The organism is Dactylosporangium sp. NPDC005572 (assembly GCF_040605515.1).
Taxonomy (GTDB): Bacteria; Actinomycetota; Actinomycetes; order Mycobacteriales; family Micromonosporaceae; genus Dactylosporangium.
Genome location: NZ_JBEXCY010000027.1, coordinates 49,971 through 75,946 on the forward strand (window position 1 = coordinate 49,971; position 25,976 = coordinate 75,946).

Consider the following 25,976-nt stretch of genomic DNA (forward strand, 5'->3'; position numbering starts at 1 on the left):
CCGGCTGTGGTTACGCGTTGTCGTTCTTGATTTCGTTGACCAGGGCCTCGCGGTCGTCGTCGCCGAAGGTGTGCTTCTGGCGGTCTGCGTCCACCAGCTCGTACAGGACGCTCTGGGTCTTCTCCACCTGGGGCAGGTCCGTCAGCTGGACCTGGCCGCGCTCGCCCGCCGACTCGATGGTCAGGGTGCCGCAGCCCAGCATGCGCTCGAAGAGCGTGTGCGAGAACGATACGTCGTTCACGCGGCCCAGCGGGATGTCACGGCCGCTGCGCGAGAACACGCCGCTGCGCATGATGACCCGTTCGTTCGTGAACACGTAATGCGTGGTGCGCCACTTGATCCAGGGCCACACCGTCACCACGATGACCAGGACCAACGCGACGGCCGCGATGATCAGGATGCCGATGCCGGCCAGGCTGGTGAAGATCGCGACCGCGGCGACCGCGGCCGCGGCCAGCACGAACCAGACCACCGGCAGGACCAGCGCCTTCCAGTGGGGGTGCAGGTGCAGCACCACCTGCTCGTCCTTGGTGAGGACGCTTTCCGGGAACCCCACGCCAACCTCCTCGTTCATGAATGTCGGCAGTGAGGCTAGACCCTCCGGGCACGGAGGGGCACTCCGCTACCCGGCCGGATCTGGCCTGACGTGCACGACGTCGCCGGCAGCGACCGCATGGATCACGCCGAAACCGTCCGTGACCTGCAGTCTTCCGTCATCGTCGATCCCGGTGGCGACTCCCGTCAACGAGACGCCGCCCGGGAGGGACGCCTGGACCCGGCGGCCGATGGTGCCGCAGTGGAAGAGGTAGGCCTCGCGGAGGCCCGACGCGGCGGGGTCGCCCCCGGCGTCGCGCCACTGGAGGTACAACTCCTGGAAAGAGCGCAGGAGCGCGCGGAGCAGTGGATCGCGGTCCGCGCTCGCCGCACCGGCCAGGGCCAGCGAGGTGGCGTCCGGGCGGGGCAGCTCGTGCTCGCGGAGCGTGGTGTTCAGGCCGATTCCGACGACGACGGCGCCGTCGGCGACGCCCTCGGCCAGGATGCCGGCGGTCTTGCGGTCGCCCTGGACGAGCAGGTCGTTGGGCCACTTCAGGTAGGCGTCGAGGCGCGCCACCCGGCGGACCGACTCGGCGAGGGCGACGCCGGCCAGGAGGGGCAGCCAGCCGAGGCGGGACGGCGGGACGGCGGGGCGCAGGAGGATGCTCAGCGCGAGGCCGGCCCGTGGGGGCGACTCCCACTGCCGGCCCAGGCGGCCGCGGCCGGCGGTCTGCTGCTCGGCCACGATCACCAGGCCCTCCGGGGCGCCTTTCAGCGCCAGGGCGGCCACGTCGGCGTTGGTCGAGCCGGTCGACGCCACCACGCGCAGGTCGGTCCAGAAACCGCCCGGGACGACCAGCGCGCGGCGTAGTGCGAGGGGCCGCAGCGGCGGGCGCTCCAGGTCGGTGTAAATGTTCACAGCCCGACCCTAGTTCGGCTGCGATTACGATGCCCAGGGTGACCATCAAGCACGCGGACATCCACACCACGGCCGGAAAGCTCGCCGATCTGGAGCGCCGCACCGAGGAGGCCGTGCACGCCGGCTCGGCGCGGGCGGTCGAGAAGCAGCACTCCCGGGGCAAGAAGACGGCCCGTGAGCGGATCGACCTGCTGCTCGACGAGGGGTCGTTCGTGGAGCTCGACGAGCTGGCGCGGCACCGGTCGACCAACTTCGGCCTGGAGGAGACCCGGCCGTACGGCGATGGTGTGGTCACCGGCTACGGCACCGTCGACGGCCGGCAGGTGTGCGTGTTCGCGCAGGACTTCACGGTCTTCGGCGGCAGTCTCGGCGAGGTGTTCGGCGAGAAGATCGTCAAGGTCATGGACCTCGCCATGAAGATCGGCTGCCCGGTCGTCGGGATCAACGACTCCGGCGGCGCGCGGATCCAGGAGGGCGTCGTCTCGCTGGGCCTCTACGGCGAGATCTTCTTCCGCAACGTGCGCGCGTCCGGCGTGATCCCGCAGATCTCGCTGATCATGGGGCCGTGCGCGGGCGGCGCGGTGTACTCGCCGGCGGTCACCGACTTCACCGTGATGGTCGACCAGACCTCGCACATGTTCATCACCGGCCCCGACGTGATCAAGACGGTGACCGGCGAGGACGTCGAGTTCGAGGAGCTGGGCGGGGCCCGGACGCACAACACGAAGTCGGGCAACGCGCACTACCTCGCCTCCGACGAGGACGACGCGATCGAGTACGTGAAGGCGCTGCTGTCGTACCTGCCGTCGAACAACCTCGACGACGCACCCCTGGCCGAGAAGCAGGAGCCCGAGCTGCCGGCCGACAAGCTCGACTCGATCATCCCCGACTCGGCGAACCAGCCGTACGACATGCACGGCGTCATCGAGGCGGTCGTCGAGGACTTCCTCGAGGTCCAGCCCCTGTTCGCGCAGAACATCATCGTCGGCTTCGGCCGCGTGGAGGGCCACCCGGTCGGGGTCGTCGCCAACCAGCCGATGCACTTCGCTGGCTGCCTGGACATCGACGCGTCGGAGAAGGCGGCGCGGTTCGTGCGCACCTGCGACGCGTTCAACATCCCGATCCTGACGTTCGTCGACGTGCCGGGCTTCCTCCCCGGTGCCAGCCAGGAGTGGGACGGGATCATCCGGCGGGGCGCCAAGCTCATCTACGCATATGCCGAGGCCACGGTACCGAAGGTCACCGTCATCACCCGGAAGGCGTACGGCGGTGCGTACGACGTCATGGGCTCCAAGCACCTCGGCGCCGACCTCAACTTCGCCTGGCCGACGGCGCAGATCGCGGTCATGGGCGCGCAGGGTGCGGTCAACATCCTCTACCGGCAGGAGCTGCGCGGCGCGGCCGACCCGGCGGCGCTGCGGGCCGAGCTGATCCAGCAGTACGAGGACACGCTGGCCAACCCGTACGTCGCGGCCGAGCGCGGCTACGTCGACGGGGTCATCGCGCCGTCGACGACGCGCGTGGAGATCGTGCGGGCGCTACGGCTGCTGCGCACCAAGCGGGAGACGCTGCCGCCGAAGAAGCACGGCAACATTCCCCTTTAAGCTGGCTTGGGGCGGAACGAGACCTTGATGATGCCGTACATCGTGGTCACCGGCTCGCTGTCCCACAGCGAGTCGGGAACCTCCCAGTAGAGGGCGTGCCCGAGGTTGGGCCGGACGCGGCAGCCCAGGTTGGACACGTGCATCCGGCCGCCCTGTGAGCTGTCGTACCGCCACTGCCAGTCGGCGCACTGCCCCTGGTAGTTGGTGACGGGCTCGATCCCGACCCGCTGGTAGTTCGCATACATGCCGCTGCGGAGGCGGGCCCGTTCCTGCTGCTCCCAGTCGGCCACCGCGTCGGCGGGCGGGGTGAACGTCGTGTCGACGCCCATGCGCATCCGCGGATCGGTGTTGCTCTGGAAGTACACCATCGATTTGGAGGTCTCATGGGGCCTCTTGATCCAGCCGTCCGGCACGGCCACCCGCCAGCCCCAGGTGGGATCGGTCTCATAGTGGTACCCCGGGGGCAGTTGCATGACGTCGTCGCCGAACGAGCCCTGGACCTGCGGCGACAGGGAGACCGACGGCGAGGGTGACGGCGCGGCACTGGTCGACCGGGCCGCCTGGCCGGTGACCGGAGCATCCGCAGGCGGCGCGCCGCCCTGGTCGGACAGGACGATCGCCGCCACGACGGCGATCACCAACACGCCGGCCGCGACCGCAATCCACTTCCAGCGCTGCCCGGCCGGGACGGTGCTGTCGTCGTCGTCCGGCCGGTCGAGCTCGACCGGTGCGGGCGCTCCCACGACCGCGCTCCCCCGGGCGCGGCCGGGAAACTCGACGCGGGCTTCGGGGCGAATGTCGAACGGCCCCGGCGAGTGCTCCGACAGCCCACCCGGCGGGGCGCTGACCTGCGCGACAGACTCGGCGCTGCGCGAGGCGCGGATCCCCGACGAGCCGGAGTGCCCCTCCCGGGAACGCCGCGGCCGCGGCAGGGCCGGCAGCGACCAGGAGAAGCCGCGCCCCTCGCCCGCGGCGGCCCGCCGCAGCAGCCGCTCCGTCTCCGCGACGCCCGCGCGGGCCCTCGGGTCCTTGCGCAGCAGGGCGTTGAGCACCGGCTTCATCACGCCGGCCCGGGCGGGCGGGTCCGGCTCCTCGGTCGCGAGCGCGGTCAGCGTCGCGTACGTCGTCGAGCGCGCGTAGGGCGAGCGCCCCTCGACCGCCGCGTAGAGCGTGGCGCCGAGCGACCACATGTCCGACTCCGGCCCCGAGGTGCCCTCGCGGGCGCGCTCGGGCGAGATGTACTGCGGGGAGCCGAGAATCAGCCCCGGCCGTGTCACGGCACCGTCGCCGCCCTCGAACACGGCCAGCCCGAAGTCGGTGAGCACGACCCGGCCGGTGTCGGCCAGCAGCACGTTGCCCGGCTTGACGTCGCGGTGCAGCACCCCGGCGGCGTGGGCCGCGCGCAGCGCGCTGAGCACCGCGAGGCCGATCTGCGCGACCCGCTCCGGGGGCAGCGGGCCCTCGTCGGTGATCACCTGGTGCAGGGACCGCGAGGGCACGTACTCCATCACGATCCAGGGCGCCTGCTCGGACTGGATCACGTCGTAGATCCGCACGACGTTGGGGTCGTTGAGCCGCGCCGCCGCCCGCGCCTCCCGCAGCGTGCGCAGGCGCAGCTCGTCGCGCTCCTCGGTGGTCAGCCCCTCGGGCGGGATGACCTCCTTGATCGCCACGTCACGGCGCAGCATCTCGTCGCGGGCCAGCCACACCCGGCCCATGCCGCCCGCACCGAGCGACTCGATCAGTCGGTATCGCTCGGCGATCAAGGCTTTGGGCTGGGTCATCACCTAGCAAGTTACCCAACGGTGGCACCTCTGAGACAGCCCGGTTCCACCCTCGATCACTCTTCCCGGTACGACCTGGATCGCAACACCATGATCAATAGGATGACCAGACCGATTCCGACCAGGCCGGCGCCGATCAGGGCCACCGGCAGGACCCGGAAAGTGTCCAGGACCTTCTGCTGGGTGGGCACCTCGCCGGTCGCGGCGAACGTGACGGTGACGACGACCGTGTACAGCTCGACGTCGCCGCCGATGTCGACGGTCGCCGGGACGGTGAGCGGCGCGTTGCCGGGCGCCGGGTCGAGCGAGGCGCTCACCGACGCCGCGGCGTCCTTGGCCACGGGTGTCTCCGGTCTGGCGATCGTGCACTTCGTCGGGGCCAGGAAGCCCAGCGGCTCGGGCAGCGCCGCCTCGCTGTTGTCGTCGCCGCCCAGCACCGCGCGGCCGGTCGAGCCGTCCTCGCAGCTGATGTCGATCACCACTGCCCCGGCGCGGCCGTCGACGTTGCCGGCGAAGCGGAGCATCACCTGCAGCCGCTGGGCGGACTCGAACAGGTAGGTCGCCGTGCATTTGGCGGCCGACTCGCCGGGCGTCAGCGGTACGACATCGGCACCCACGTTGGAAATCTCCTTGGACCTGCCCGGATCGCAGGCGAAGGAGCTGAGCTTCCAGCGGCCGTCCACAGTGGAGACGGGCGGGATCGGGGTCACCAGGTAGTCGCCGAACGGCAGTGCCTGCGGCACGTCGCCCTGCGCGATGGCGGCCACGCCGAGGCCGGTCGTCGTCGCCACGCCGGACCAGCCCGGCACGCCCTCGTCGGCCGGCGTGACTGTGAACGAGGCGGCGCCGGTGCCGCCGACGGTCACCCCGCGCAGCTCGAGGCCGCCGACCTTGCGGCTGACGCGCAGCGTGCAGTCGGTCGGGGCGCCCGCGGCGACCATCACCGTCACCGTCATGCCCTCCGGCTTGAGCTCGGTCTGGCCGCAGGCGGCGCCGGTCAGGCTCCACGACGACGCGTCACCGGCCGGGGCGGTGACCGTCACCGGGTAGGCCCCGGGCGGCAGCGCGCTGAGGTCGGCGCCGGTCGCCGCATCCGCGGAGCCGTCGCCCGCCGGGCTCGCGGTGAGCGCCCGCGGGCCGCCGTCGCCGCCGACCGACAGGCCGAACTGGCCGCCGGCGTGGTCGCTGAACACCCGCAGGGTCAGGCCGGGCGGCGAGGCGGGCGGCGCGTAGGTGAACGTGCAGGTCACCGTCTCCCCGGCGCTGAGCGTGACGGTGGCGGTGCCCGTGGGCAGGTCGGTCGTCGTCTGGCTGCGCCCGCCGCCGCTCGCCGTGCAGGCGGCGTCGTTCAGCGTCCAGCCGGCCGGGGTGCGCGACACGACCGTGTTCGGCGCGCCGCCCGCGCTGCGCACGAACGTGGCGTCGGTGACGGCGTCGACGGAGACCCGCTTGTCGGCGTTGTAGCTGGGGCTCGCGTCGAACGCGAAGCGCTGCGGGTAGCCCGGCGGCTGCGTCGCGCGGGCCCGGACCACGAGGGTGGCGGTCGGCTGGGCGCCCTTGACGTAGTACCCGTAGCAGAAGACGTGCCGGGTGCCGGCGGGGAAGCCGAGCCACTGCACGTTGCCGCCGCTGTGCCCGTCGACCGCGCAGCGCAGCGCCCCGAACCCGTAGCCGGGCAGCGACCCGGCGAGCAGCGGGTCGCCCGGCGTGCCGCCCTGCACCCAGAGCTGCCGGCGCGCGGCCGCCTTCGCCTGCTCGTCGCTGAGCTGGAGGGTCACCGCCCCGTCGATGGTCTTGTCGGTCTTCTGGCCCATGCCGTCGAGCAGCGGCAGCCCGGCCGCGGTGGCGCCGGAGCCCGCGGCCGCGCCGGTGACCGTGGAGTAGGCACCCTTCTTCTCGTGCCCGCCGCCGAGCGAGAACTGCCAGCCGTTCAGGGGCACGCACCCCCCGCCGTTGACGGCCTCGACGGCGGGGTCGACGGCCTCTCCGTCGCGGTAGGCGTTGTCGCGGCCGGGCAGCGCCGCCGCCTCCAGGTGGTCGTCGCGCACCCGGTTGCCCATGACGGAGGCGTAGTTGTCGCAGGCCCGCGCGACGAACGTGACGAGATAGTGCAGCGACGCGGAGATCGACACGGGCGACTCGCCTTCACGCGCATACGACGGCGTTTTCGGCAGCAGTACCGCGAGCAGCACAACCGCCGACGCCGCCGAGATGGCGCGAATCCGGACGTTTGCCGACGTCTTCCGCAAGCGTCCCCCAATTCGCCATCGACTCCCGTTCCATCCGAGTATGCGCTGCTGAGGTGTGCGTATGCTCGCAGGACGACAACGTTTCGTGAACTTGTCCGGGAGGATCACGTGTCGGAGGAACCGCTGTTCAAGGTCGTTCGCGGCACGCCGACGGCCGAGGAGGTCGCGGCGATCGTGGGGGCCCTGTTCAGCCTGACGCCGGCCGCTCCCCCGGCTCGTCCGGCCCGCTCCCGGTGGCGCGAGAGCGCGCTTCCGGGCGCTCGCCCTCGCTGGCGCTAGTCGCCGCGCCCGGACCGGTCCTCCGCCGCGGGATCGCGATCGGCGGCAGCGTGGGCCAGCGGCGGGCCTCGCGCTCGGCCAGCAGGCGCTCGGCGTCGGGCAGCGACGGCAGCTCGGCGACCAACTGCTGGCCGCACGAGCGGCACATCAGCGCGCCGGTCGGGACACGGTCGTAGCAGAACGGGCACGGCCGCGTGTCCAGCGACCGGCCACGCTCGACGCCGATCCAGGTCATGAACTTGATGATCACGAACAGCGCGAGCGCGAGCAGCACGAACTGGAGCAGGTCGTTGAGGAACACGCCGTACTTCAGCGGCGTGTTGTGGACGTTGACCTGAAGCTTCTGGAAGTCGGGCTCGCCGACCACGGCGGCGACGAGCTGCAGGAACAGGTTGGTCACGAACGACTGGATGAGCGTGGCGAAGGCCGACCCGATGATGAAACCGAGCGCCAGGTCCAGGACCGTGCCGCCGATCGCGATGGCCTTGAACTCCGCCCAGAGCTTCCGCATGGCCGCGATGCTACGACTAGGTTTCTACCCGTGAAGACACTCATTCTCGCCTCGGCAAGCCCGGCGCGCCGGCGTCTGCTCACCTCCGCCGGGCTGTCGCCGCAGGTCATCGTCAGCGGCGTCGACGAGTCGGCCGTCGAGGCGGGTGACGCGGCCACGCTCGCGGGCACGCTCGCCGGGCTGAAGGCCCGGGCCGTGGTGGCGACGCTGCCCTCCTCGGTCGAGGGCGCGCTGGTGCTCGGGTGCGACTCGGTGCTCGCGTTCGACGGCGAGATCCTCGGCAAGCCGGTCGACGCCGCCGACGCCACCCGCCGCTGGCAGAAGATGCGCGGGCGGTCCGGGGTGCTGTACACCGGGCACTGCCTGGTCGACACCGGCACCGGCAAGGAGGCGACGGCCACGGTCGGCACCACCGTCCACTTCGCCGAGGCGACGGACGAGGAGATCGCCGCCTACGTGGCGTCGGGCGAGCCGCTGGAGGTGGCCGGCGCGTTCACCATCGACGGGCTCGGCGGGCTGTTCGTCGAGCGCATCGAGGGCGATCACGGCAACGTCGTCGGCCTGTCCCTGCCCACGCTGCGGAACCTGCTCGCCTCGCTCGGCATCCCGGTCACCTCGCTCTGGTAGGGATGATCTCATGACGAAACAGACACTTCCGCTGACGGCGGAGCTCCAGGACTACGTGGTGGCCAACGGCAGCGAGCCGGACGAGCTGGTGCGGGACCTGATCGATGAGACGGAGCGCGTCCTGCCGCTGGACGCCGGCATGCAGGTGGCCCCGGAGCAGGCGGCCTTCCTCACCCTGCTGACCCGGATCGCTGGTGTACGGCAGGCGGTCGAGATCGGCACCTTCACCGGGCTGTCGTCGATCGCCATCGCGCGCGGCCTGGCCGACGGCGGCCGGCTGGTCTGCTTCGACGTCTCCGACGAGTACACGAGCATCGCCCGGCGCTACTGGCAGCGGGCCGGCCTGGCCGACCGGATCGAGCTGCGCCTGGGCCCGGCGGCCGAGACGCTGGCGACCCTGCCCGCGCAGCCACACCTCGACCTGGCCTTCGTCGACGCCGACAAGACCGGCTACCTCGGTTATTGGGAGGCGTTGGTACCGCGGATGCGCCCCGGCGGCCTGATCCTCGTCGACAACGTGCTGCGGCACGGGCACATCATCGACGCGTCGCCGGCCGACCCGGGCACCCGGGCGATGCAGGAGTTCAACCGTCGCGTGCTGGACGACGAGCGGGTGGAGTCGGTGCTGCTGCCGATCGCGGACGGTCTGACGATCGCGCGCCGGCTGTAGCCGGCCGGGTCACCACGTCCAGCCGGACGATGGCGACGGCGGCGACCGCGATGAACACCGGCACCAGCAGGAACGCGCTGTGCGGGCCGACCGCGTCGGCCAGCGCGCCGAGGGCGAAAGGGGCTACGGCGAACGAGATGCCGACGGCGAACGAGGCCCGGGCGGCGGCCAGGTCGGGCTGGCCGTCGGAGTGGGCGAGCGCGAGGCCGATGCCGAGCGGGTAGTGCAGCCCGACGCCCAGCCCGCAGGCGAACAGGCCGCCCATCGCCAGCCAGGGCACGGTCGCGCTCCAGAAGATCGCGAAGCCGGCCAGGCTGACCCCGAGCGCGGCCAGCAGCATGCGGGTCGGCCGGAAGACGAGCAGCAGCCGGCCGCCGATCAGGCGGCCGGCCACCATGCCGGCGATGAGCGTCGAGACCGCCGCGGTGGCCACGCCCGGCGAGACGTGGGCGTGTTCGCGCAGCACGTCGCTGCCCCAGAGGGTGAGGCAGACCTCGATCGAGCCGGTGGCGAAGAGGCTGGCGAAGGCGAGCCAGTAGGTGCGCGGGAGCGGCCGGTCCGGCCCGTGAGCGTCGGCCCGGGCCGCGATCGGCTCCGGAATCCGGATCTTCCCGAGGAAGGCCAGCAGGATCACCGGGCCGACCATGAGCACCAGGCCGGTCCGCCAGCCCAGGCCGGCGCTGAACGTGAGCCCGACGATCAGGGGCGCGATGAGGCCGACGCCGGCCGCGGCCGCGTTCGCCTCGCTGATCGCGGCCGGGGCGGAGGGGCCGTGGTGCTCGGTGAGCGCTGAGTTGATCCCGTTGACGGCGAGCGAGCCGCCGAACGAGCCGAGCGTGGCGAAGGTGAGCGTCAGCGCGAGGTGGTGGGCGGTGAACATGCCGACCGCGGCCACGCTGACCAGGGCGAGGCCGGTCCAGACCAGCCGGTGCCGGCCGAGGCGGCGGGTCAGGGCGGGAATGATCGCCCCGCCGACGATGCCGCCGACGGCGAACCCGGTGCCGTGCAGGCCGGCGAGGGTGCTGGAGATGTGCAGCTCGTCGCGCAGCAGCGGGGCCACCGGGCCGAAGCCGTAGAGGAAGTAGCACCACAGGGCCAGCTGGAGATAGATGACCCAGGTGATGCGGTCACGGACGAGACGAGGCACTGACTGACGGTGTCATGGCCCCTTCCGCGGTGGAAGGGGCCATGAGGGTGACGGTCGTTACCGGTACAGCCAAGCTGATTTTGGTCGGGGCCTATCGGCTCTGGACCCGACTAGCGGATGCCCTTGGCGAAGGCTCGGGACGCCCAGACCACCGTGATGACGGTCAGGCCGCCGATGACCACTGCGGCCTGCCACACCGAGTTGGCGCCCGGGTCGCCGGCGAAGAGGGCGCGCACCCCGTCGACGGCCCACGAGAACGGGTTCCAGTCGGCGACCGTCTTGAGCCACTTCGGCGCGAACGTCAGCGGCAGCAGGATGCCGGCAGTCAGCAGCAGCGGCTGGGAGATCGTGTTGAGCAGCGGGGCCAGCGCGTCCTCGCTGCGCAGCTTGAGCGAGATCGCGTAGGAGAACGCCGACAGCATGAGCGAGATGACCGCCATCAGCACGAACGCGGCGATCACGTCGAGCACCGCCACCTTCAGCCCGAACGCCACCGCGATGAGCACGATGAGCAGGGCCTGGAACAGCAGCGAGACGACGTCGCGCAGGGACCGGCCGACCAGCAGCGCGAGCCGGCTGACCGGGGTGACCCGGCTGCGCTCGATGACGCCGGCCCGCAGCTCGGCGATGAGGCCGAAGCCGGTGAACAGCGAGCCGAACATCGCGAGCAGCACCAGCAGGCCGGGGACGAAGAGCTTGTAGGCCTCGGCGTTGGTCTGCACGCCCAGCGCCGGCTTCAGCAGCGGCGCGAACAGCAGCAGGTAGAACAGCGGCTGGACGATCCCGACGATCAGCCACACCGGGTTGCGGAGCATGAGCTGCATCTGGCGCTGGAAGACCAGCCAGGTGTCGCGGAAGAACTTCACGTCAGGACTCCCTCAGGGAACGGCCGGTCTTGATCAGGAACACGTCGTCGAGGCTGGGGCGGTGCAGCTCCATCGAGCCCAGGGTGACCCCGGCGTGGTCCAGCAGGCGCAGGATGTGCGGGATCGCCACGGCGCCCTCGTCGACGTACAGCCGCAGCTCCCCGTGCTTCTGCTCGACGCTGCGCACGTAGTCCTGGTTCTGCAGCAGGTCGGCGGCGAAGCTCGCGGACCCGTTGACCCCGACGGTCACGACGTCGCCGGCGACCTCGCGCTTCAGCGCGTCGACGGTGCCCTCGGTGACGATCTCGCCGTGATCCATGATCGCGATGCGGTCGCAGAGCGCGTCGGCCTCGTCGAGATAGTGCGTGGTGATGAAGACGGTCATGCCCTCCTCGCGGAGGCGGCGGACCTCGTCCCACATGTGGGCCCGGCTCTGCGGGTCGAGCCCGGTGGTCGGCTCGTCGAGGAAGACGATCTTCGGCTCGTGGATGATGCCGAGCGCGATGTCGACCCGGCGGCGCTGGCCGCCCGAGTAGGTCTTGGTGCGGCGGTCGGCGTACTCGACCAGCTGGAACGCCTGGAGCGCCTTGTCCGCGCGGCGCTGCGCCTCCGCCTTGCCGATGCCGTAGAAGCGGGCCTGGAGCACCAGCTCCTCGCGGGCGGTGCTCTCGTCCCAGGTGCTGCCGCCCTGGGCGACGTAGCCGATCCGGCGGCGCACCTCGCCGGGGTCCTTCAGCAGGTCGACGCCCGCGATGGTGGCCTCGCCACCGTCGGGCGTGATGAGCGTCGCCAGCATGCGCAGTGTGGTGGTCTTGCCGGCGCCGTTGGGCCCGAGGAATCCGAAGATCTCTCCCTCCTTGACGGAGAGGTCCACCCCGCGAACTGCCTCGACCACCTTGGTCTCGCGCCCGGCTCGGGAGCGGAACGACTTCCGCAGGCCCTTCGTTTCGATCATGACGGTCCCCTGTCCTCGTCTCAGCACAGAGACCGTAACGCGATATAGTTCGCGCGGTCAAGCTTGAATATGTCGCGTCTTACTCGTCTTCGTCGACGGGCTCGCCGAACTGCTCGCGGATCTGCTTGCGCCACTCGTCGGCGCTGGAGTCGGGCCGCTCGTTGAAGTGGTCGCCCTCGCCGGCCTCGATGCGGCCGGCGACGTCGTGGCACCAGCGGGCCTCGGCCTCGCAGCGCAGCGTGGTCAGCTCGAACTGCCAGGAGACGTGCACCGGCTTGCTGGCGGCCCAGTCGTCACCGGACTCGCGATAGGTCGCGATCCAGCCCTCGAGGAGCCGGGCCCGGGCCCGCAGCGCGCCGGCCGCCTCCGCGCGCGGCAGGGAGGGCAGGAACGCGAACGCGGCCAGGAAGGGGTCGACCGGCTCCTGGTACTCCCACCAGTACTTGCGGAGCAGGGCCTGGTACTCGGCCTCACCCTCCTTGGTCATCCGGTACCGCGTGCGGGCCGGCCGGTTGTCCACCCGCCCGGTGTCGACCTCCTCCAGGAGGCCTTCCTCGGTCATCTTGCGCAGCGCGTGATAGATCGACCCGGGCTGGACGTTGGCCCAGCTCTCCACGTTCCAGCTGGTCAACTCCTTGCGGATGTCGTAGCCGTGGACAGGCTGGAGGTACGAGACCAGCCCCATGATCATCAGACGCGTAGTGGACACGACACAAGCGTAATAGGAAAACTTGACTAACGGCTCCGAGTGATTTTCTTGGCAACGGTGAGTGTTAGACCGTTGGCTTAGACTGCGCCGGAGGGTCCACCCAAGGGAGCGTTCAGCGTGCGCAAGGTTCTCATCGCCAACCGTGGCGAGATCGCCGTCCGCGTCATCCGGGCCTGCCGCGACGCTGGACTGGCGAGCGTGGCCGTCTACGCGGACTCGGATCGTGACGCGCTGCACGTGCGCCTGGCCGACGAGGCCTATGCCCTCGGCGGCGACACCGCCGCCGACTCCTACCTGCGCATCGACAAGCTCATCGACGTCTGCCGGCAGGCCGGGGCGGACGCGGTCCACCCGGGGTATGGCTTCCTCTCGGAGAACGCGGACTTCGCGCAGGCGGTCATCGACGCCGGCATCACCTGGATCGGGCCGACCCCGCAGGCGATCCGCGACCTCGGCGACAAGGTCACCGCGCGGCACATCGCGCAGCGCGCCGGCGCGCCGCTGGTGCCGGGCACGCCCGAGCCGGTGGGCGACGCCGCGGAGATCGTGGCCTTCGCCGAGCAGCACGGGCTGCCGGTGGCCATCAAGGCCGCGTTCGGCGGCGGCGGCCGCGGCCTCAAGGTCGCCCGCACGATCGAGGAGATCCCGGCCCTGTTCGAGTCGGCCACGCGCGAGGCCGTCGCGGCCTTCGGCCGCGGGGAGTGCTTCGTCGAGCGCTATCTCGACCAGCCCCGCCACGTCGAGGCCCAGGTGCTCGCCGACCAGCACGGCAACGTCGTGGTGATGGGCACCCGCGACTGCTCGCTCCAGCGCCGCCACCAGAAGCTGGTCGAGGAGGCGCCCGCCCCGTTCCTCACCGACGCCCAGCGCGCCCAGATCCACGAGTCGGCCAAGGCGATCTGCAAGGAGGCCGGCTACCACGGGGCCGGCACGGTGGAGTATCTCGTCGGCAACGACGGCACGATCTCCTTCCTCGAGGTCAACACGCGGCTCCAGGTCGAGCACCCGGTCACCGAGGAGACCGCCGGCGTCGACCTGGTCCGCGAGCAGTTCCGCATCGCCGACGGCGAGAAGCTGCGCTTCGACGCCGACCCCACCCCGCGCGGCCACGCCATCGAGTTCCGCATCAACGGTGAGGACCCGGGCCGCAACTTCCTGCCCGCGCCGGGCGCGGTGACCACCCTGACCCTGCCGACCGGGCCGGGCGTCCGGGTCGACACGGGCATCGAGTCGGGCAGCGTCATCGGCGGCAACTTCGACTCGCTGCTGGCCAAGGTGATCATCGTCGGCGAGACCCGGGAGCAGGCGATCGAGCGGGCCCGCCGCGCCCTCGACGAGATGGTCGTCGACGGCATGGCCACCGCGCTGCCCTTCCACCGCGCCGTGCTGCGCGACCCGGCCTTCACCGACGAGCCGTTCCGCGTGCACACCCGCTGGATCGAGACCGGGTGGGTCAACGAGGTCCCGCCGTTCACCGCCACGGCGGCACCGGCCGCCGACGCCCCGGCCCGCTCGACGGTCGTGGTCGAGGTCGGCGGCAAGCGCCTGGAGGTGGTGTTCCCCGGCGGCCTGCCGGCCGGCGGCGCCGCCCCGGCCGCTGCATCCACCGCCCCGCGCCGCCGCTCGGCGGGCAAGCAGCAGTCCGGCGCGGCGAGCGGCGACGCCCTGACCAGCCCCATGCAGGGCACGATCGTGAAGATCGCGGTCGCCGAGGGCGACACGGTCGCGGAGGGCGACCTGATCGTCGTCCTCGAGGCGATGAAGATGGAGCAGCCGCTCAATGCCCACAAGGCCGGCGTGGTGACCGGCCTGCAGGCCAAGGTCGGCGAGGTCGTCTCCGCGGGCGCCGTGATCGCCGAGCTGAAGTAGCTCAGGCGGCGGCGTGGGCGCCGGTGCGCTGGTGCAGTGCGACGGCGATGACGGCCGTGCCGTAGGCGCACAGCTCCACCCACGTGTTGGTCACGTCGCGGTGGTCGAAGCGCATGCCGACGATCGCGTTGGCGCCGCGGTGCTCGGCCGCGGCGACCATCTGACCGACCGCGCGTGAGCGCGTCTGCACCAGGAACTGCGACATGTCCTGCCCCGGCCCGCCCTCGGTGGACCGGATCCCGGCCGCGAACGGGTTGCGCGACGTGGCCACCACGCCCAGCACCTCGCCGAGGACGGTGGTGATCTCGTACCCCGGCAACCCTTCAGTGGTCACAACCAGCACAGCCAAACTGTATGCACATATGTACAGCTACGCGGCGTTCCACCGGTAACCACCCGATTCCTAACTCTGTTGCGGCACAGTCGACTCAGCCCTTGCCGACCTCGGCATCCGGGGTCGGCGTCGTGCCGGCGGCCAGGCGCACCAGGTCCTCGTCGCTCAGGGTGGTGGCGCGGCCCATGAGCTGGAACACCAGCGAGCGGCCGTCGCCCAGCGGGACCTCCAGCGTCGTCGAGTCCTCCTGGTGATGCAGCCAGCCGCCGCGGGCACCGACCTTCACCGCGGTGCCCGCAGGTTCGGCCGTCGTGCTCAGCATGACCGCGAGCTTGTCGGTGAAAGCCTGGTCGGGCCGCACGTCCGGCGGGCAGAAGGTCACCGAGGTCGGCGTGACGTTGTCCACGCTCCAGCCGGCCGGCATCAGCGCGAACGTGAACGGGACCGGGCCGTTCGAGGGCTGGGCCTGCAGCGCTTCGGCGTAGGCGCGGAGGCGGTCCGGATCCGCCGCGGCGGGTTCGGTGCGCAGCTCGATCCAGGTGGCCGGGTCCTCCTGCCAGACCAGCGAGCGTTGGACGCCGGTCTGGTCCGACCACTCGACCACCGTCGCCGGGCGGCCGCGGACCGTGGTCGGCGTCGACGGGCCGAGCGCCTCGGGGCGGGCCGGGTAGGCGGTCGCGCTGAACGCCATCACGCCGCCGGCGTCCGCGTCCTGGACGGTCTGGCGGAGGTACGGGCGGGCGGCCGCGCGCCAGACGGACGGCACGCCGTAGCCGGCCTTCGGCGGGGCGGTGAGCGGGAACGTCACCTTCCCCGGCGCGTCGGCGGGGACCAGCCCGGCCACCGGAGGCGAAACCGCCGGTGGCGCGGTGCTCGGTGGCGCGGCCACCGTCAGCGCGGGCGCCGGGGACAGCAGCGGTACCGCCACCGCCGCGCCGGCCAGGACGGCCGTCACCGCGGCCGCCGCCGACGCGACCACCGCGCGGCGCCGGCGGCGCCCGGACTCGGCCACCACCGTGGTCAGCATGGCGGCGCCGGCCGGCGCGTCCTCGGCGTGGTCCCGCAGCGCCGACCGCAGGCGCTCCTCGACCTCGTGCATCATGGCTGCCCTCCCGGCAGGCGGACCGGCGTGAGCGCCGTCCGGAGTCGTCGCAACGCATGGAACGCGTGGACCCGCACCGTCGCCGGGGAGCAGCCCAGCAGCCGGGCGATCTCCGCGTCGGGGAGATCCTCGTAGTACCGCAGCACCACCACCGCCCGCTGCGACCTCGGCAGCCGGCGCAGCAGCGACCACATCTCGTCGCTCACCGCGACCCGGTCGGCGAAGTCGTCGGGGATCGGCCGTTCGGGCAGCTCGGCGGCGGGCCGCTCGAAGAACGAGCGGCGCCGCCGCCAGGACAGGAACTGGCGCAGGACCGCCTGCCGCACGTACGGCTCGGGGCCCACGTCGGCGGTGATCGCCGACCACCGCCGGTGCGCGCGCACCAGCGCCTCCTGGGTGAGGTCCTCGGCGAGGTGCCGGTCACCCGTCAGCAGGTAGGCGAAGCGCAGCAGGGCCGGCGTTCGCGCCAGCACGAACTCCGCGAAGTCGACGTGCACACTCCCTAGACGGACCCGGGGCCGCCGGGCGTTTATGCGTCTTTCGGAGTCGGGTCGTCGTACTGCCCGGAGCGGCCGGCGTAGGGGCGGCCGTCGACGATCGGCCACGGGTTGGGCACGCAACCGTGCATGCCGAGCGTCTGCTGCTGCATGACGGGCGCCGGGCGGCCGGGCCCCGGGCACAGCTCGTGGCCGCGGCCGAGTCGATGGCCGGTCTCGTGGTTGACGACGTACTGCCGGTAGGACGCGAGATCGCCGCCGTAGTCGGGCACGCCGCGGACCCAGCGGGCGACGTTGATGACCACGCTGTTGCCGTTGCGGCAGGAGGTGTACCGGTCGTAGGAGCTGTCGCAGAGCTGGTCCCGCGTCGCGGGCGTGGCGAGGAACAGCGTGAAGTCGTACCGCTCGCCGGCGCCGGCCCGGCGCAGCCGCCACTGCCCGGTCGCGGTCCACCCGCGCGGGTCGGCGTACACGGCGGCCGCCTCGGCCGCGAAGTCGTCCACTGAAATTCCGGAAATATCGGTCTCTACGCCGACGCGGTAGGTCAGCAGCCGCCCGGCCGCGCCGGCGACCGGCCCGGGAGTGGCGGCGAAGGCGAACCGGCCGCCCCCGGCGGCGGGGTAGGTGGGAACGGCGGACGGGGACAGCGAGGGAGCAGGGCTCGGAGCCCGGGAGGTTGCCGCGGCAACTGGGGACGCAGGGGACGCAGGGGACGCAGGGGACGCAGGGGACGCAGGCAAGGAGGAGTAGGACGGCGGCGTGGAGCACGCGGCCAGCACCAGCACCGCGGCTGCCACGCCGCCCATCCGAAGTACGCTCACATCCCCCAGGACGACCCGAGCCGCCCCGGGTATTTAGTCCAGCGGCGGCCGGCACTGCGCGGCCAGGAACGCCAGGGCCTCCTCCACCGGGAGCGCCCGCACCTCCTCCGAGCCCCGGCAGCGCAGCGAGACGGTGCCGTCGGCGAGCTCCTGCGCACCGATCACGGCCACGAACGGGACCTTTCGTGAGGCTCGGATGCGGGCGCCGAGGCTCCCGCCGTACAACTCCTGAATCCGCAGATCGAGGGAGCGGCACCGGGCCGCGAACGCCTGCGCCGACGCCTCGCCGACCGGGAGGACCGCCAGCTGCACGGGCGCGAACCAGGCCGGGAACGCGCCGTCGTGCACCTCGATGAGGTGGGCGAACAGCCGCTCCATGCTGCCCGCGGCGCTGCGGTGCACCATGGCCGGGCGGCGCCGCTCGCCGTGCTCGTCCACATAGGACAGGTCGAAGCGGGCCGGCTGGAAGTAGTCGACCTGGACGGTCGCCAGGGTGCCCTCGCGGCCGGCGTGGTCGACCAGCTGCACGTCGATCTTCGGGCCGTAGAAGGCGGCCTCGCCGGGCGCCTCCACGTACGGCAGGCCGACCGCGGCGAGCGCCTCGCGCAGCACCTCGGTCGCCTTCGACCACATCGCCGGGTCGTCGACGAACTTGTCCGATTCGCCGCGCAGCGAGAGGCGGAAGTACGCGGGCTCGAAGCCCAGGGCCGCGTGCGCCACCTTCATCAGTGCGAGCGCGGCGACGACCTCCGAGAACACCTGGTCCTCGGCGCAGAACACGTGCCCGTCGTTGAGCGAGATCGCCCGCACCCGGGACAGCCCGCCCAGCACGCCGGAGCGCTCGGCGCGGTACATGCCGCCGATCTCGCCGATGCGCAGCGGGAGCTCGCGGTAGGAGCGGCCGCGGGCGTTGAACACCGCCGCGTGGTGCGGGCAGAGGCTCGGCCGCAGCACGAACTGGTCGTGCTCGCCGAGCGCCATCGGCGGGAACATGTCGTCGGCGAAGTGCGGCAGGTGGCCGGAGCGGTGGTACATCTCCACCTTGGCCATCGGCGGTGAGTACACGTGCTGGTAGCCGGCGCGTCTCTCCAGCGCGTACACGTAGTCCTCGACCGCGTGCCGGGCGGCGGCGCCGTCGGGCAGCCACAGCGGCAGCCCGGCGCCGACGAGCGGGTCGGAGTGGAAGAGCTCGAGCTCGCGGCCGAGCTTGCGGTGGTCCTGCATGACTGACTCCTTCTGGATGGGAGGAGCCGCGACCGCGGGCACAGAAAAAGCTCCGGGAGCGCGGCCCCGGAGCTTGCGAGAACAAACGTCGCGTCAGCGCCGCCGGGGAAGGCCCGGCGTCGTCGTGGACAGTGCGCTGCGACTCATGCCACGAGAATAGCGCGCCGCCGAACGAGGGCGGAGGGTATAAACGGTCGGTGCCCGAAGGTCACACCATCCACCGCCTCGCCGAGCGCCACCGGAAGCTGTTCGGCGGGCGCCCGGTCGCGGTCAGCAGCCCGCAGGGCCGGTTCGCGGCCGGCGCGCAGCGGCTCGACGGGCGGGTGCTCGAGGCCACCGAGGCGCACGGCAAGCACCTGCTGCACCACTACTCGGGCGGCGACACGCTGCACATCCACCTCGGGCTCTACGGCAAGTTCACCGACGGCGACGCTCCGGCGCCGGCCGAGGTCGGCGAGATCCGGCTGCGGATGGTCAACGCCGACCACTGGCTCGACCTGCGCGGCCCGACGGCCTGCGAGCTCCTCGACCCGGGCGAGGTCGAGGCGCTGCACGCCCGGCTCGGGCCGGATCCGCTGGCTGCGGACGACGACGGGGACGTGGCGTTCGCGCGCATCCGCGGGTCGGGGCGCGCGCTCATGGGGCTGCTGATGGACCAGTCCATCGTGGCCGGCGCGGGCCTCATCTACGTGACCGAGGCGCTCTTCCGGGCCGGGCTGCCGCCCACGACGACCGGGAAGCGGCTGCGGTACGGGCAGTGGCAGGAGATCTGGGCCGACCTGCGCACGCTGATGCGCAGCGGCGTGGCCGACGGGCGGATCGACACGGTCCACAGTGCACACACGCCGGAGGCGATGGGCCGCGCGCCGCGGGTCGACCGCCACGGCGGCGAGGTGTACGTGTACCGCCGCACCGGGCAGCCGTGCCTGGTCTGCGGCACGCCGGTGCGCACGGCGGTGCTCACCGCGCGCAACGCGTACTGGTGCCCGGTCTGCCAGCGGGAGCCGTGAGATGGTCGCCTCCATCGAGCTGCACCTCGACGAGCGGTCGACCCGGCGGATCCGGGTGCTCTGGGACCTGCTGGAGGAGCTGGGCGTGCAGACGCTGCGCACGCCGCACGACGGCAAGCACCGCCCGCACGTCTCCCTGGTCGCGGCGCGCGCCCTGGACCCCTCCGCGGTGACCGCGGCGCTGGCCGGCGTGGACGTCGCCGCGCCGCTGCGCCTGAACTTCCAGTTCGCCGGGGTGTTCGTCGGGCGGGTCGTGTTCCTCGGGCTGGCCCCGACGCCCGAGCTCATGCGCCACCAGGCGCTGGTGTGGCAGCGGTTGACCGACGCCGGCATCGCGAGCCTGCCGCTCTACAACCCGGGCGAGTGGGTGCCGCACTGCACCGTGTCGATGCGGGTGCCCCGGCCGATCCTGACCGAGGCGCTGCGCCGCTGCCTGGAGGTGCTGCCGATCGAGGCCACGGTGACCCGGGCGGCCGTCGCCGACTACGCCCGGGACATCTACCAGGAGCTGTGACTACTCCTCGTCGTGCTGCATGAGCTGGCGGGCGGCCTCGGCGATCGAGCCGGAGATCGACGGGTAGATCGTGATCGTGTGGGCGAGCTGGTCGACGCTCAGGTGGTTCTCCACCGCCATCGCGATCGGCATGATCAGCTCGCTCGCCCGCGGCGCGACCACGACGCCGCCGACGACCAGGCCCGACGCCGGGCGGCAGAAGATCTTCACGAAGCCGTCGTCGAGGCCGGCCATCTTGGCCCGCGCGTTGCCGGCCAGCGGGAGCATGACCGAGCGGGCCGGCACCTTGCCGCTGTCGATGTCGGACTGGGTGATGCCGACGCTCGCCAGCTCGGGGTCGGTGAACACGTTGGCGGCGACCGTGCGCAGCTTCAGCGGGGCGACCGCCTCGCCGAGCGCGTGCCACATGGCGATGCGGCCCTGCATGGCGGCGACGCTGGCCAGCGGGAGCAGGCCGGTGCAGTCGCCGGCGGCGTAGATGCCGGGGACGTTGGTGCGGGAGACCCGGTCGACGGTCACGTAGCCGCCGGGGGCGACCTCGACGCCGTACTCGGCCAGGCCCAGGGAGTGTGTCTGCGGTACCGAACCGACGGCCATCAGCACGTGGGAGCCCGCGACGCTGCGGCCGTCGGCCAGCTCGACCACGACGCCGTCGGGCGTGCGCCGCGCGGCCGCGGCCCGCGAGTTGTTGAGGATCGTCATGCCGCGGGTGCGGAAGACGCGCTCGATCGCCATGGCGGCGTCGGGGTCCTCGTGCGGCATGACCCGGTCGCGGCTGGAGACCAGGGTGACCTCGATGCCCATGGCGAGATAGGCCGAGGCGAACTCGGCGCCGGTGACACCCGAACCGACCACGATGAGGTGCTCGGGGAGCTTCGGCAGGTCGTACACCTGGCGCCAGGTGAGGATCCGCTCCCCGTCGGGGACGGCGGTCGGCAGGACCCGCGGGGTGGCGCCGGTGGCGATCAGGACGGTCGAGGCGTTGATGACATACGGAGCGTCACCGCCGACCGGGGTCACCTCGACCGCATGGGTGTGACCGAGCGTGTCCTCACCGAGGCGCGCCGTGCCCGTGACGAAGTCCACACCGGCCTTGACCAGTTTGGCGTGGATGTCGCCGGATTGGGCGGAGGCGAGCCGTTTGACCCGCTGATGCACCGCGGCCGCGTCGACCCGCACGTCCGGGCCCTCCGGGCCGATCACGCCGAACTGCTCGGTGTCGAGGTGCGCGGTGACGACATCCGAGCTCGCGATGAACGTCTTGGACGGCACGCAGTCGTGCAGCACGCACGCCCCACCTGCGCCTTCGGCCTCGATCACGGTGACCTCCGCGTCGAGCTGCGCGGCGACCAGTGCCGCCTCGTAGCCCGCCGGGCCCCCTCCGATGATCACGATCCGGCCCACGACTGCCCCACCCCTCGTCGACGATTCGGTCCTATTCTCCCACCCGCCCGCCGCGCACCAGCCGAACGGTGCACCTCGCGCCGACGAGTGGATCCGAATCCGACACGCTCTGCAGTATTCTCTCGCGTACCCGGTCGGGTTTATCGTCATCGCCGTGCGTCATTACGCCGCGTATGGCTCGAACTTAGACCCGGCCCGCATGCGGGCCTACTGTCCGTATTCGCCGATGATCGGCACCGGCTGGCTCGAGGGCTGGCGCCTCACGTTCGCCGGGGAGGACATCCTCGGCTGGGAGGGCTCGGTCACCACGATCGTCGAGTCGCCGGGCGACCGGGTCTTCGTCGCGCTCTACGACGTGCACCCCAACGACGAGAAGCAGCTCGACGAGGTCGAGGGCGCGCTCGCCGGCACCTACCAGAAGCTGCACCTGCGGGTCGCCACCCTCGACGGGGATGCGACCGCGTGGGTCTACGTCTTCAACGGCTACGAGGGCGGCCTGCCCACGGCGTGGTACCTGGCCGAGATCGCCAACGCGGCGGCGAAGGCCGGCGCGCCCGAGGACTACCTCCAGGAGCTCAGGTCGCGGCCGACGAAGACGGCGATGCCGTGACGGCCCGCTCCCACATGTCGGCGGCGAACGCCACCGTCATCCCGACGCCCTCGTAGAGCTGGTACGCCCCGGTCGGGTTGGTCAGGTCCACGCCCAGCCCGGCCGACGCGCGCCCCTTCGCCGCGTACGCCGCGAAGGCCGTGCGCAGCAGCGCCCCGCCGACGCCGTGCTTGCGGTGGCTGCGGAGGACCGCGAGGTTCTTGATCCAGCCCTCGTTGTGCTCGACGGCCTGGTCGGCGGACTGCAGGACACCGACGATCTCGTCCCCGTCGGTGTAGACGAACCACTCGTCGAAGCTGACCGAGGGCAGGCGGTCGATCGTCTCCCGCCACGTGTCGTACGGCGTCGGCTGGTAGTCGGGCGTGTCCGCGAACGCGCTCTCCAGCACCTCGTGGAAGCGTTCGAGCTCTTCGCTGTCGACCGGGCGGATGGGGTGGCCCTCGGGGGCGCGTTCCTCGCCGGTGAGGGCTCGGTTCATCCGAGCGTGCCGTTTGACGAACTTGAAGCCTTTTTCTGCCAGTACCGCCAGATACGCGGTTTCCGACGCGATGGCACCCGCCCGGAGGACGACCTCGGGATGCCCGTTCTCGCGGGCCCGCTCGGCGATCCGGGCGATGGCCAGGTCGAGCAGCGGGACGTAGGCCACGGCCCCCCGCCCGGGCACCGCGTACACCTCGACGTTGTCGCGGACGCCGCGCTGGGGGTTGTCGACGTACGCCCAGGCGAGCGGCTCGCCGTCGGCGTCGAACGCGAGCCAGGAGTCGACCGCCGGGTCGTGGTTGGGCGCGGTGAGCGTCTCGACGACCTCGGCCTCGGACCAGTCGGGCTCGCCGAGGGAGGCGATGTCGCTCGCGCGGGTGACGGTGAGGATCGCCGGCACGTCACGCAGGGTGCATCCACGGATCTTCACTGGGGGACCGCCTCCTTCACCGCGACGACGGCGGCGTCGAGCAGGTTGACGAGCTCGGCCCGTTCGGCCGGAGCCAATGCTTTGAACGCCTCGCCGGCGATCCGGTCGGTGAGCGCCTCGGCCCAGCTGCGGCGGCGGACCAGCGGCTCGAACGCCGGGTACGGCGGCTGCCAGCCGAACGCGGTGGCGCCGGCCTCCCCGTCGGGCCCCGAGATGATCGCCTCCAGGGGGCTGAGGCCGCTGGCCCGGATGGCCAGCAGGTGCGCGGCCCCGCGATGCTCGCGCAGCAGGTGGGCCAGCACGGCCGCCCGCGCGCCCGGGGAGTCGTCGGGCAGCGGCATGGCCCGCCAGGCCGCGAAGAGCGGCATCCCGGCCGCCTCGGCGCTGACCACGACCCGCTCGGCGAGCTCGACGAGGCGGGTGAGGGCGTAGAAACTCTCGAGGTGCTCGCGCCCCCAGCGGCAGCACTCGTCGAGGTTGTCGGCGGCGATCTGCTCGGGCGGCGCGACCTTCCGCGCCGCGTCCCACCCGTCCTGCACGGCCTCGGGCGCGATGAACCCGAGCGCCGCCGCGACGGTGTCGGCCCGCACGTCCCCGAGAGCCCCGCCCCGCCCGGCCACGTAGAAGGCCCAGCCGGTCAGCCCGATCTGGCGAGCCCTGCGCATGGTCTTGGGGTCGTCGCTGAAGGCGCCGCCCAGGACCAGCACAGCCTGCTTCGCCGCCGCGGCCGCCTGCTCGGGAGTCACGCGGGACATTCTGCCTCCCGCGCCGAACCCCGGTGAAGCCACACGTCCGTGTCCCGCCAACCGCCCGCCCCCGCGCCTGTTGTCTGGCCCGCGATCGCTTGCACCACTTACCGCCCGGCTGTCGCGGCCCCACCCGGCTTCCAAGATCGGCGTTCAGGGCGCCCAGCCGCCGATCTTGGGCCACCTTGATCGCAACCAGGAGCGCCGCCGACGCCGTGGGCGAGTTGCGCCATGATCAAGGGAAACAATTGGCTGTCATGGCAGCCAGATTCTTCCCATGATCATGGAGCCGGCCGGCCCCGTCGGTCCAGGGCCGGCCCGGGGCGCTCTCTTCATGCTCAAGACGCGCTCTCCATGCCCAAGATCGGTGTTTGGGGCGAACCAACCTAGGCGCGGGCGGCATGGGTGGTGCGAGGCTGTCGCTTGGGCCGGCCCAATCGGCGATCTCTTGCTGCGCCGCATGATCGATGGAAGCCTCTGGTCGCCATCACAGCCGGAACTCGCCGTCGATCATGGAGCGCACGGACCCGAGTCCCAAAGCATCAGCCCAGGTCGGACAGTGCGGCCTGGGCCAGCTTGACCCGCTTCTCGGCCTGGGCGATGGCCTTCGAAGCGGCCGCCAGTGCCCGTTCGGCCTCCTGCTTCGCGGTCTCCGCGTCGGAGAGCTGCTGCAGCGCCGTCATCAGCTCCTTGCGGGCCTGCTTCAGCGCGCGGGCGTGGTCCTCCTCGGCGCGGCGGCGCTCCTCCTCGTTGCGGCGGGACTCGGCTCGGCGGGCCCGCTCGTCCTCCGACGGGGTCGAGCGGACGGCGGTCACCTTGCCCGGCTCGGCGGGCGGCTCAGGAGCCGAATCCGGTGCCACAGCCGGCGCGGCCGAACCGCCGCCCTGCACCAACCGTAGCTGCGGGCGCGGGGTCTCGCCGAAGCCCGTGTACTCCAGGGCCTTCGTCAGGGTGCCCGCGCGGACCGCCACGGCCACCTCATCGTCGGCCAGGGCCGCGGCCAGCGTGTTCTCGACCTCCGTCGACGGGAGGGTGGTGCGGTCCGCTCCGGCCAGCCTGGTTGCCTCGCGGGTCAGGGTGGTCAGCAGCGTGCGCCGGCGGGTCGACAGCTCGCGCAGGTCGGCGCCGCGGAGCTCGCGTTGGGCGGTGCGGAGGTCCTCGGCCAGGGCCAGCAGCTCCTCGATCAGCTCGGGGCGCTCGTGGGACAGGCGGTTGACCAGCCAGGCGGCCAGCGTCGGCTTGCGCAGCTTGCCGATCGCGGCGGCCAGGGCCGTGTCCTTGGCCTTACGCGCGCGCGCCACCTCCTCCGTGCGCAGCGCGACGAAGTCCTCCGGCGGCGCGGCGTAGAGCCGGGCCGCGATCCCCGCGAGCGCATCGTCCACGATGCCGAGCGTAAGGTCACCGCATGCGTGCCGACGTCTATTTCTCGCTGGATGTTGAGGCCGACGGGCCGATTCCCGGACCGTATTCGATGGTCAGCGTCGGGCTCGCGGTCGCCGGGAGATTCGACGGCACCTTCCGGGGCGCCGATCCCGCCGAGCACACCTTCTACCGGGAGCTGCGGCCGATCAGCGACGACTTCGTGCCCGAGGCGCTCGCCGTGTCCGGGCTCGACCGCAACACGCTGCTGCGCGACGGGTCCGACCCGGCCACGGCCATGGCCGAGCTGAGCGCGTGGGTCACCCGCACCGCCGGGGACGACCGGCCCGTCATCGTCGCCTATCCGGCGGTGTTCGACTGGATGTTCCTGTACTGGTACCTGCTGCGGTTCACCGGCGCCAGCGTGTTCGGGCACTCGGGGTGCCTCGACATGAAGACGACGTACGCCGTGAAGGCCGGCGTGCCGCTCAGCGCCGCGGTCAAGGGGCGCATGCCGAAGCACCTGCTGTCGCAGCGGCGGCACACGCACCACGCGCTCGACGACGCGATCGAGCAGGCCGAGCTGTTCGCGAACCTGATGAACTGGGCGCCGTAGACAGCCCTGGATCGGGTCCAGAGCCGGTAGGCCCCGACCAAACCAGCTAGATCGGGTCCAGAGCCGGTAGGCCCCGACCAAACCAGCTAGATCGGGTCCAGAGCCG

The 25,976-nt window shown here is 72.0% G+C and carries 27 protein-coding genes; 9 read left to right on the forward strand and 18 right to left on the reverse strand.

Annotated elements, in window-relative coordinates:
- Positions 1-10: 10 nt before the first annotated feature.
- Positions 11-556, reverse strand: coding sequence for a PH domain-containing protein (locus ABZS66_RS16395; RefSeq protein ID WP_354758281.1), 546 nt, complete (start codon positions 554-556; stop codon positions 11-13).
- Between the two features lie 66 nt (positions 557-622).
- Positions 623-1,453, reverse strand: coding sequence for a biotin--[acetyl-CoA-carboxylase] ligase (locus ABZS66_RS16400; protein ID WP_354758283.1), 831 nt, complete (start codon positions 1,451-1,453; stop codon positions 623-625).
- 29 nt (positions 1,454-1,482) lie between these two features.
- Here ABZS66_RS16400 and ABZS66_RS16405 point away from each other — a divergent pair, with 29 nt between their 5' ends.
- Positions 1,483-3,057 carry an acyl-CoA carboxylase subunit beta gene (locus ABZS66_RS16405; RefSeq protein WP_354758285.1) on the forward strand — a complete coding sequence of 525 codons (1,575 nt, stop codon included), beginning with the start codon at positions 1,483-1,485 and terminating at the stop codon, positions 3,055-3,057.
- Here ABZS66_RS16405 and ABZS66_RS16410 read toward each other — a convergent pair.
- Positions 3,054-4,841, reverse strand: coding sequence for a serine/threonine-protein kinase (locus ABZS66_RS16410; protein ID WP_354758287.1), 1,788 nt, complete (start codon positions 4,839-4,841; stop codon positions 3,054-3,056). The two genes, ABZS66_RS16405 and ABZS66_RS16410, sit on opposite strands and share 4 nt — an antisense overlap.
- A gap of 56 nt (positions 4,842-4,897) precedes the next feature.
- On the reverse strand, positions 4,898-6,973 hold the full coding sequence (locus tag ABZS66_RS16415; protein WP_354758289.1) for a hypothetical protein: 2,076 nt from the start codon (positions 6,971-6,973) through the stop codon (positions 4,898-4,900).
- On the opposite strand from ABZS66_RS16415, the gene ABZS66_RS16420 reads away from it, so the two are divergent.
- Positions 6,950-7,369, forward strand: coding sequence for an acyl-CoA carboxylase subunit epsilon (locus ABZS66_RS16420; protein WP_354758291.1), 420 nt, complete (start codon positions 6,950-6,952; stop codon positions 7,367-7,369). The two genes, ABZS66_RS16415 and ABZS66_RS16420, sit on opposite strands and share 24 nt — an antisense overlap.
- On the opposite strand, the gene mscL is transcribed toward ABZS66_RS16420, so the two are convergent.
- Positions 7,278-7,880 (reverse strand): large conductance mechanosensitive channel protein MscL, encoded by a 603-nt coding sequence (gene mscL / locus ABZS66_RS16425; RefSeq protein WP_354758293.1) that lies wholly within the window; start codon positions 7,878-7,880, stop codon positions 7,278-7,280. The two genes, ABZS66_RS16420 and mscL, sit on opposite strands and share 92 nt — an antisense overlap.
- Positions 7,881-7,910: 30 nt before the next feature.
- Here mscL and ABZS66_RS16430 point away from each other — a divergent pair, with 30 nt between their 5' ends.
- Both ABZS66_RS16430 and ABZS66_RS16435 read left to right on the forward strand, forming a co-directional pair.
- Positions 7,911-8,507 carry a nucleoside triphosphate pyrophosphatase gene (locus tag ABZS66_RS16430; RefSeq protein WP_354758295.1) on the forward strand — a complete coding sequence of 199 codons (597 nt, stop codon included), beginning with the start codon at positions 7,911-7,913 and terminating at the stop codon, positions 8,505-8,507.
- A 10-nt stretch (positions 8,508-8,517) separates the two neighbouring features.
- Positions 8,518-9,177, forward strand: coding sequence for an O-methyltransferase (locus ABZS66_RS16435; RefSeq protein ID WP_354758297.1), 660 nt, complete (start codon positions 8,518-8,520; stop codon positions 9,175-9,177).
- Here the strand turns inward: ABZS66_RS16435 and ABZS66_RS16440 are convergent.
- From ABZS66_RS16440 to ABZS66_RS16455, 4 genes are all read right to left on the reverse strand, one after another.
- Positions 9,092-10,324: an MFS transporter gene (locus ABZS66_RS16440; RefSeq protein ID WP_354758299.1), complete on the reverse strand. Its 1,233-nt coding sequence runs from the start codon at positions 10,322-10,324 to the stop codon at positions 9,092-9,094. The two genes, ABZS66_RS16435 and ABZS66_RS16440, sit on opposite strands and share 86 nt — an antisense overlap.
- A 110-nt stretch (positions 10,325-10,434) precedes the next feature.
- Positions 10,435-11,190 (reverse strand): ABC transporter permease, encoded by a 756-nt coding sequence (locus ABZS66_RS16445; RefSeq protein WP_354758301.1) that lies wholly within the window; start codon positions 11,188-11,190, stop codon positions 10,435-10,437.
- 1 nt (position 11,191) lies between these two features.
- Positions 11,192-12,145, reverse strand: a complete 954-nt coding sequence (locus tag ABZS66_RS16450) for an ATP-binding cassette domain-containing protein (protein WP_354758303.1) — start codon at positions 12,143-12,145, stop codon at positions 11,192-11,194.
- Between the two features lie 79 nt (positions 12,146-12,224).
- A complete protein-coding gene (locus ABZS66_RS16455; protein ID WP_354758305.1) occupies positions 12,225-12,854 on the reverse strand; it encodes a PadR family transcriptional regulator in 630 nt (209 codons plus the stop codon).
- Between the two features lie 117 nt (positions 12,855-12,971).
- Here ABZS66_RS16455 and ABZS66_RS16460 point away from each other — a divergent pair, with 117 nt between their 5' ends.
- Entirely contained in the window at positions 12,972-14,723 is a 1,752-nt protein-coding gene (locus ABZS66_RS16460) for a biotin carboxylase N-terminal domain-containing protein (RefSeq protein ID WP_354758307.1), read from the forward strand.
- A 1-nt stretch (position 14,724) separates the two neighbouring features.
- Here the strand turns inward: ABZS66_RS16460 and ABZS66_RS16465 are convergent, their stop codons facing one another.
- The 5 genes from ABZS66_RS16465 to thrS all read right to left on the reverse strand — a co-directional run bounded on the left by ABZS66_RS16465 (position 14,725) and on the right by thrS (position 18,719).
- Positions 14,725-15,066, reverse strand: a complete 342-nt coding sequence (locus tag ABZS66_RS16465) for a heavy metal-binding domain-containing protein (RefSeq protein WP_238008059.1) — start codon at positions 15,064-15,066, stop codon at positions 14,725-14,727.
- A gap of 85 nt (positions 15,067-15,151) precedes the next feature.
- Positions 15,152-16,159: a hypothetical protein gene (locus tag ABZS66_RS16470; RefSeq protein WP_354758309.1), complete on the reverse strand. Its 1,008-nt coding sequence runs from the start codon at positions 16,157-16,159 to the stop codon at positions 15,152-15,154.
- Positions 16,156-16,656 carry a SigE family RNA polymerase sigma factor gene (locus tag ABZS66_RS16475; protein ID WP_354758311.1) on the reverse strand — a complete coding sequence of 167 codons (501 nt, stop codon included), beginning with the start codon at positions 16,654-16,656 and terminating at the stop codon, positions 16,156-16,158. The genes ABZS66_RS16470 and ABZS66_RS16475 overlap by 4 nt, the downstream gene beginning before the upstream one ends.
- A gap of 32 nt (positions 16,657-16,688) precedes the next feature.
- A complete protein-coding gene (locus ABZS66_RS16480; RefSeq protein WP_354758313.1) occupies positions 16,689-17,462 on the reverse strand; it encodes a DUF3152 domain-containing protein in 774 nt (257 codons plus the stop codon).
- Positions 17,463-17,510: 48 nt separating this feature from the next.
- The gene (gene thrS, locus ABZS66_RS16485; protein WP_354758352.1) at positions 17,511-18,719 is read right to left on the reverse strand and encodes a threonine--tRNA ligase; all 1,209 of its coding nucleotides are present in this window, start codon (positions 18,717-18,719) and stop codon (positions 17,511-17,513) included.
- 179 nt (positions 18,720-18,898) lie between these two features.
- Between thrS and ABZS66_RS16490 the strand changes: the two genes are divergently transcribed.
- Positions 18,899-19,711, forward strand: coding sequence for a DNA-formamidopyrimidine glycosylase family protein (locus ABZS66_RS16490; RefSeq protein ID WP_354758315.1), 813 nt, complete (start codon positions 18,899-18,901; stop codon positions 19,709-19,711).
- A gap of 1 nt (position 19,712) precedes the next feature.
- On the forward strand, positions 19,713-20,225 hold the full coding sequence (locus ABZS66_RS16495; RefSeq protein WP_354758317.1) for a 2'-5' RNA ligase family protein: 513 nt from the start codon (positions 19,713-19,715) through the stop codon (positions 20,223-20,225).
- On the opposite strand, the gene ABZS66_RS16500 is transcribed toward ABZS66_RS16495, so the two are convergent.
- Complete coding sequence (locus ABZS66_RS16500) at positions 20,226-21,629, reverse strand: NAD(P)H-quinone dehydrogenase (RefSeq protein WP_354758319.1); 1,404 nt, start codon at positions 21,627-21,629, stop codon at positions 20,226-20,228.
- Between the two features lie 154 nt (positions 21,630-21,783).
- On the opposite strand from ABZS66_RS16500, the gene ABZS66_RS16505 reads away from it, so the two are divergent.
- A complete protein-coding gene (locus ABZS66_RS16505) occupies positions 21,784-22,239 on the forward strand; it encodes a gamma-glutamylcyclotransferase family protein (RefSeq protein ID WP_354758321.1) in 456 nt (151 codons plus the stop codon).
- Here ABZS66_RS16505 and ABZS66_RS16510 read toward each other — a convergent pair.
- From ABZS66_RS16510 to ABZS66_RS16520, 3 genes are all read right to left on the reverse strand, one after another.
- A complete protein-coding gene (locus ABZS66_RS16510; protein WP_354758323.1) occupies positions 22,205-23,149 on the reverse strand; it encodes a GNAT family N-acetyltransferase in 945 nt (314 codons plus the stop codon). The genes ABZS66_RS16505 and ABZS66_RS16510 overlap by 35 nt on opposite strands.
- Entirely contained in the window at positions 23,146-23,895 is a 750-nt protein-coding gene (locus ABZS66_RS16515; protein ID WP_354758325.1) for a hypothetical protein, read from the reverse strand. Before ABZS66_RS16515 ends, ABZS66_RS16510 begins: the two co-directional genes overlap by 4 nt.
- 542 nt (positions 23,896-24,437) lie before the next feature.
- Positions 24,438-25,277 (reverse strand): TolC family protein, encoded by an 840-nt coding sequence (locus ABZS66_RS16520; RefSeq protein WP_354758327.1) that lies wholly within the window; start codon positions 25,275-25,277, stop codon positions 24,438-24,440.
- Between the two features lie 23 nt (positions 25,278-25,300).
- Between ABZS66_RS16520 and ABZS66_RS16525 the strand changes: the two genes are divergently transcribed.
- Positions 25,301-25,870, forward strand: coding sequence for an exonuclease (locus tag ABZS66_RS16525; RefSeq protein WP_354758329.1), 570 nt, complete (start codon positions 25,301-25,303; stop codon positions 25,868-25,870).
- Positions 25,871-25,976 lie beyond the last annotated feature (106 nt).

What these genes read in the sequence shown, in the direction of transcription:
- ABZS66_RS16405 (WP_354758285.1), top strand. Translation starts at nt 1,483, where the DNA reads ATGCCCAGGGTGACCATCAAGCACGCGGACATCCACACCACGGCCGGA.
- ABZS66_RS16410 (WP_354758287.1), bottom strand. Translation starts at nt 4,841, where the DNA reads ATGACCCAGCCCAAAGCCTTGATCGCCGAGCGATACCGACTGATCGAG.
- mscL (WP_354758293.1), bottom strand. Translation starts at nt 7,880, where the DNA reads ATGCGGAAGCTCTGGGCGGAGTTCAAGGCCATCGCGATCGGCGGCACG.
- ABZS66_RS16435 (WP_354758297.1), top strand. Translation starts at nt 8,518, where the DNA reads ATGACGAAACAGACACTTCCGCTGACGGCGGAGCTCCAGGACTACGTG.
- ABZS66_RS16450 (WP_354758303.1), bottom strand. Translation starts at nt 12,145, where the DNA reads ATGATCGAAACGAAGGGCCTGCGGAAGTCGTTCCGCTCCCGAGCCGGG.
- ABZS66_RS16470 (WP_354758309.1), bottom strand. Translation starts at nt 16,159, where the DNA reads ATGATGCACGAGGTCGAGGAGCGCCTGCGGTCGGCGCTGCGGGACCAC.
- ABZS66_RS16480 (WP_354758313.1), bottom strand. Translation starts at nt 17,462, where the DNA reads ATGGGCGGCGTGGCAGCCGCGGTGCTGGTGCTGGCCGCGTGCTCCACG.
- ABZS66_RS16495 (WP_354758317.1), top strand. Translation starts at nt 19,713, where the DNA reads ATGGTCGCCTCCATCGAGCTGCACCTCGACGAGCGGTCGACCCGGCGG.
- ABZS66_RS16525 (WP_354758329.1), top strand. Translation starts at nt 25,301, where the DNA reads ATGCGTGCCGACGTCTATTTCTCGCTGGATGTTGAGGCCGACGGGCCG.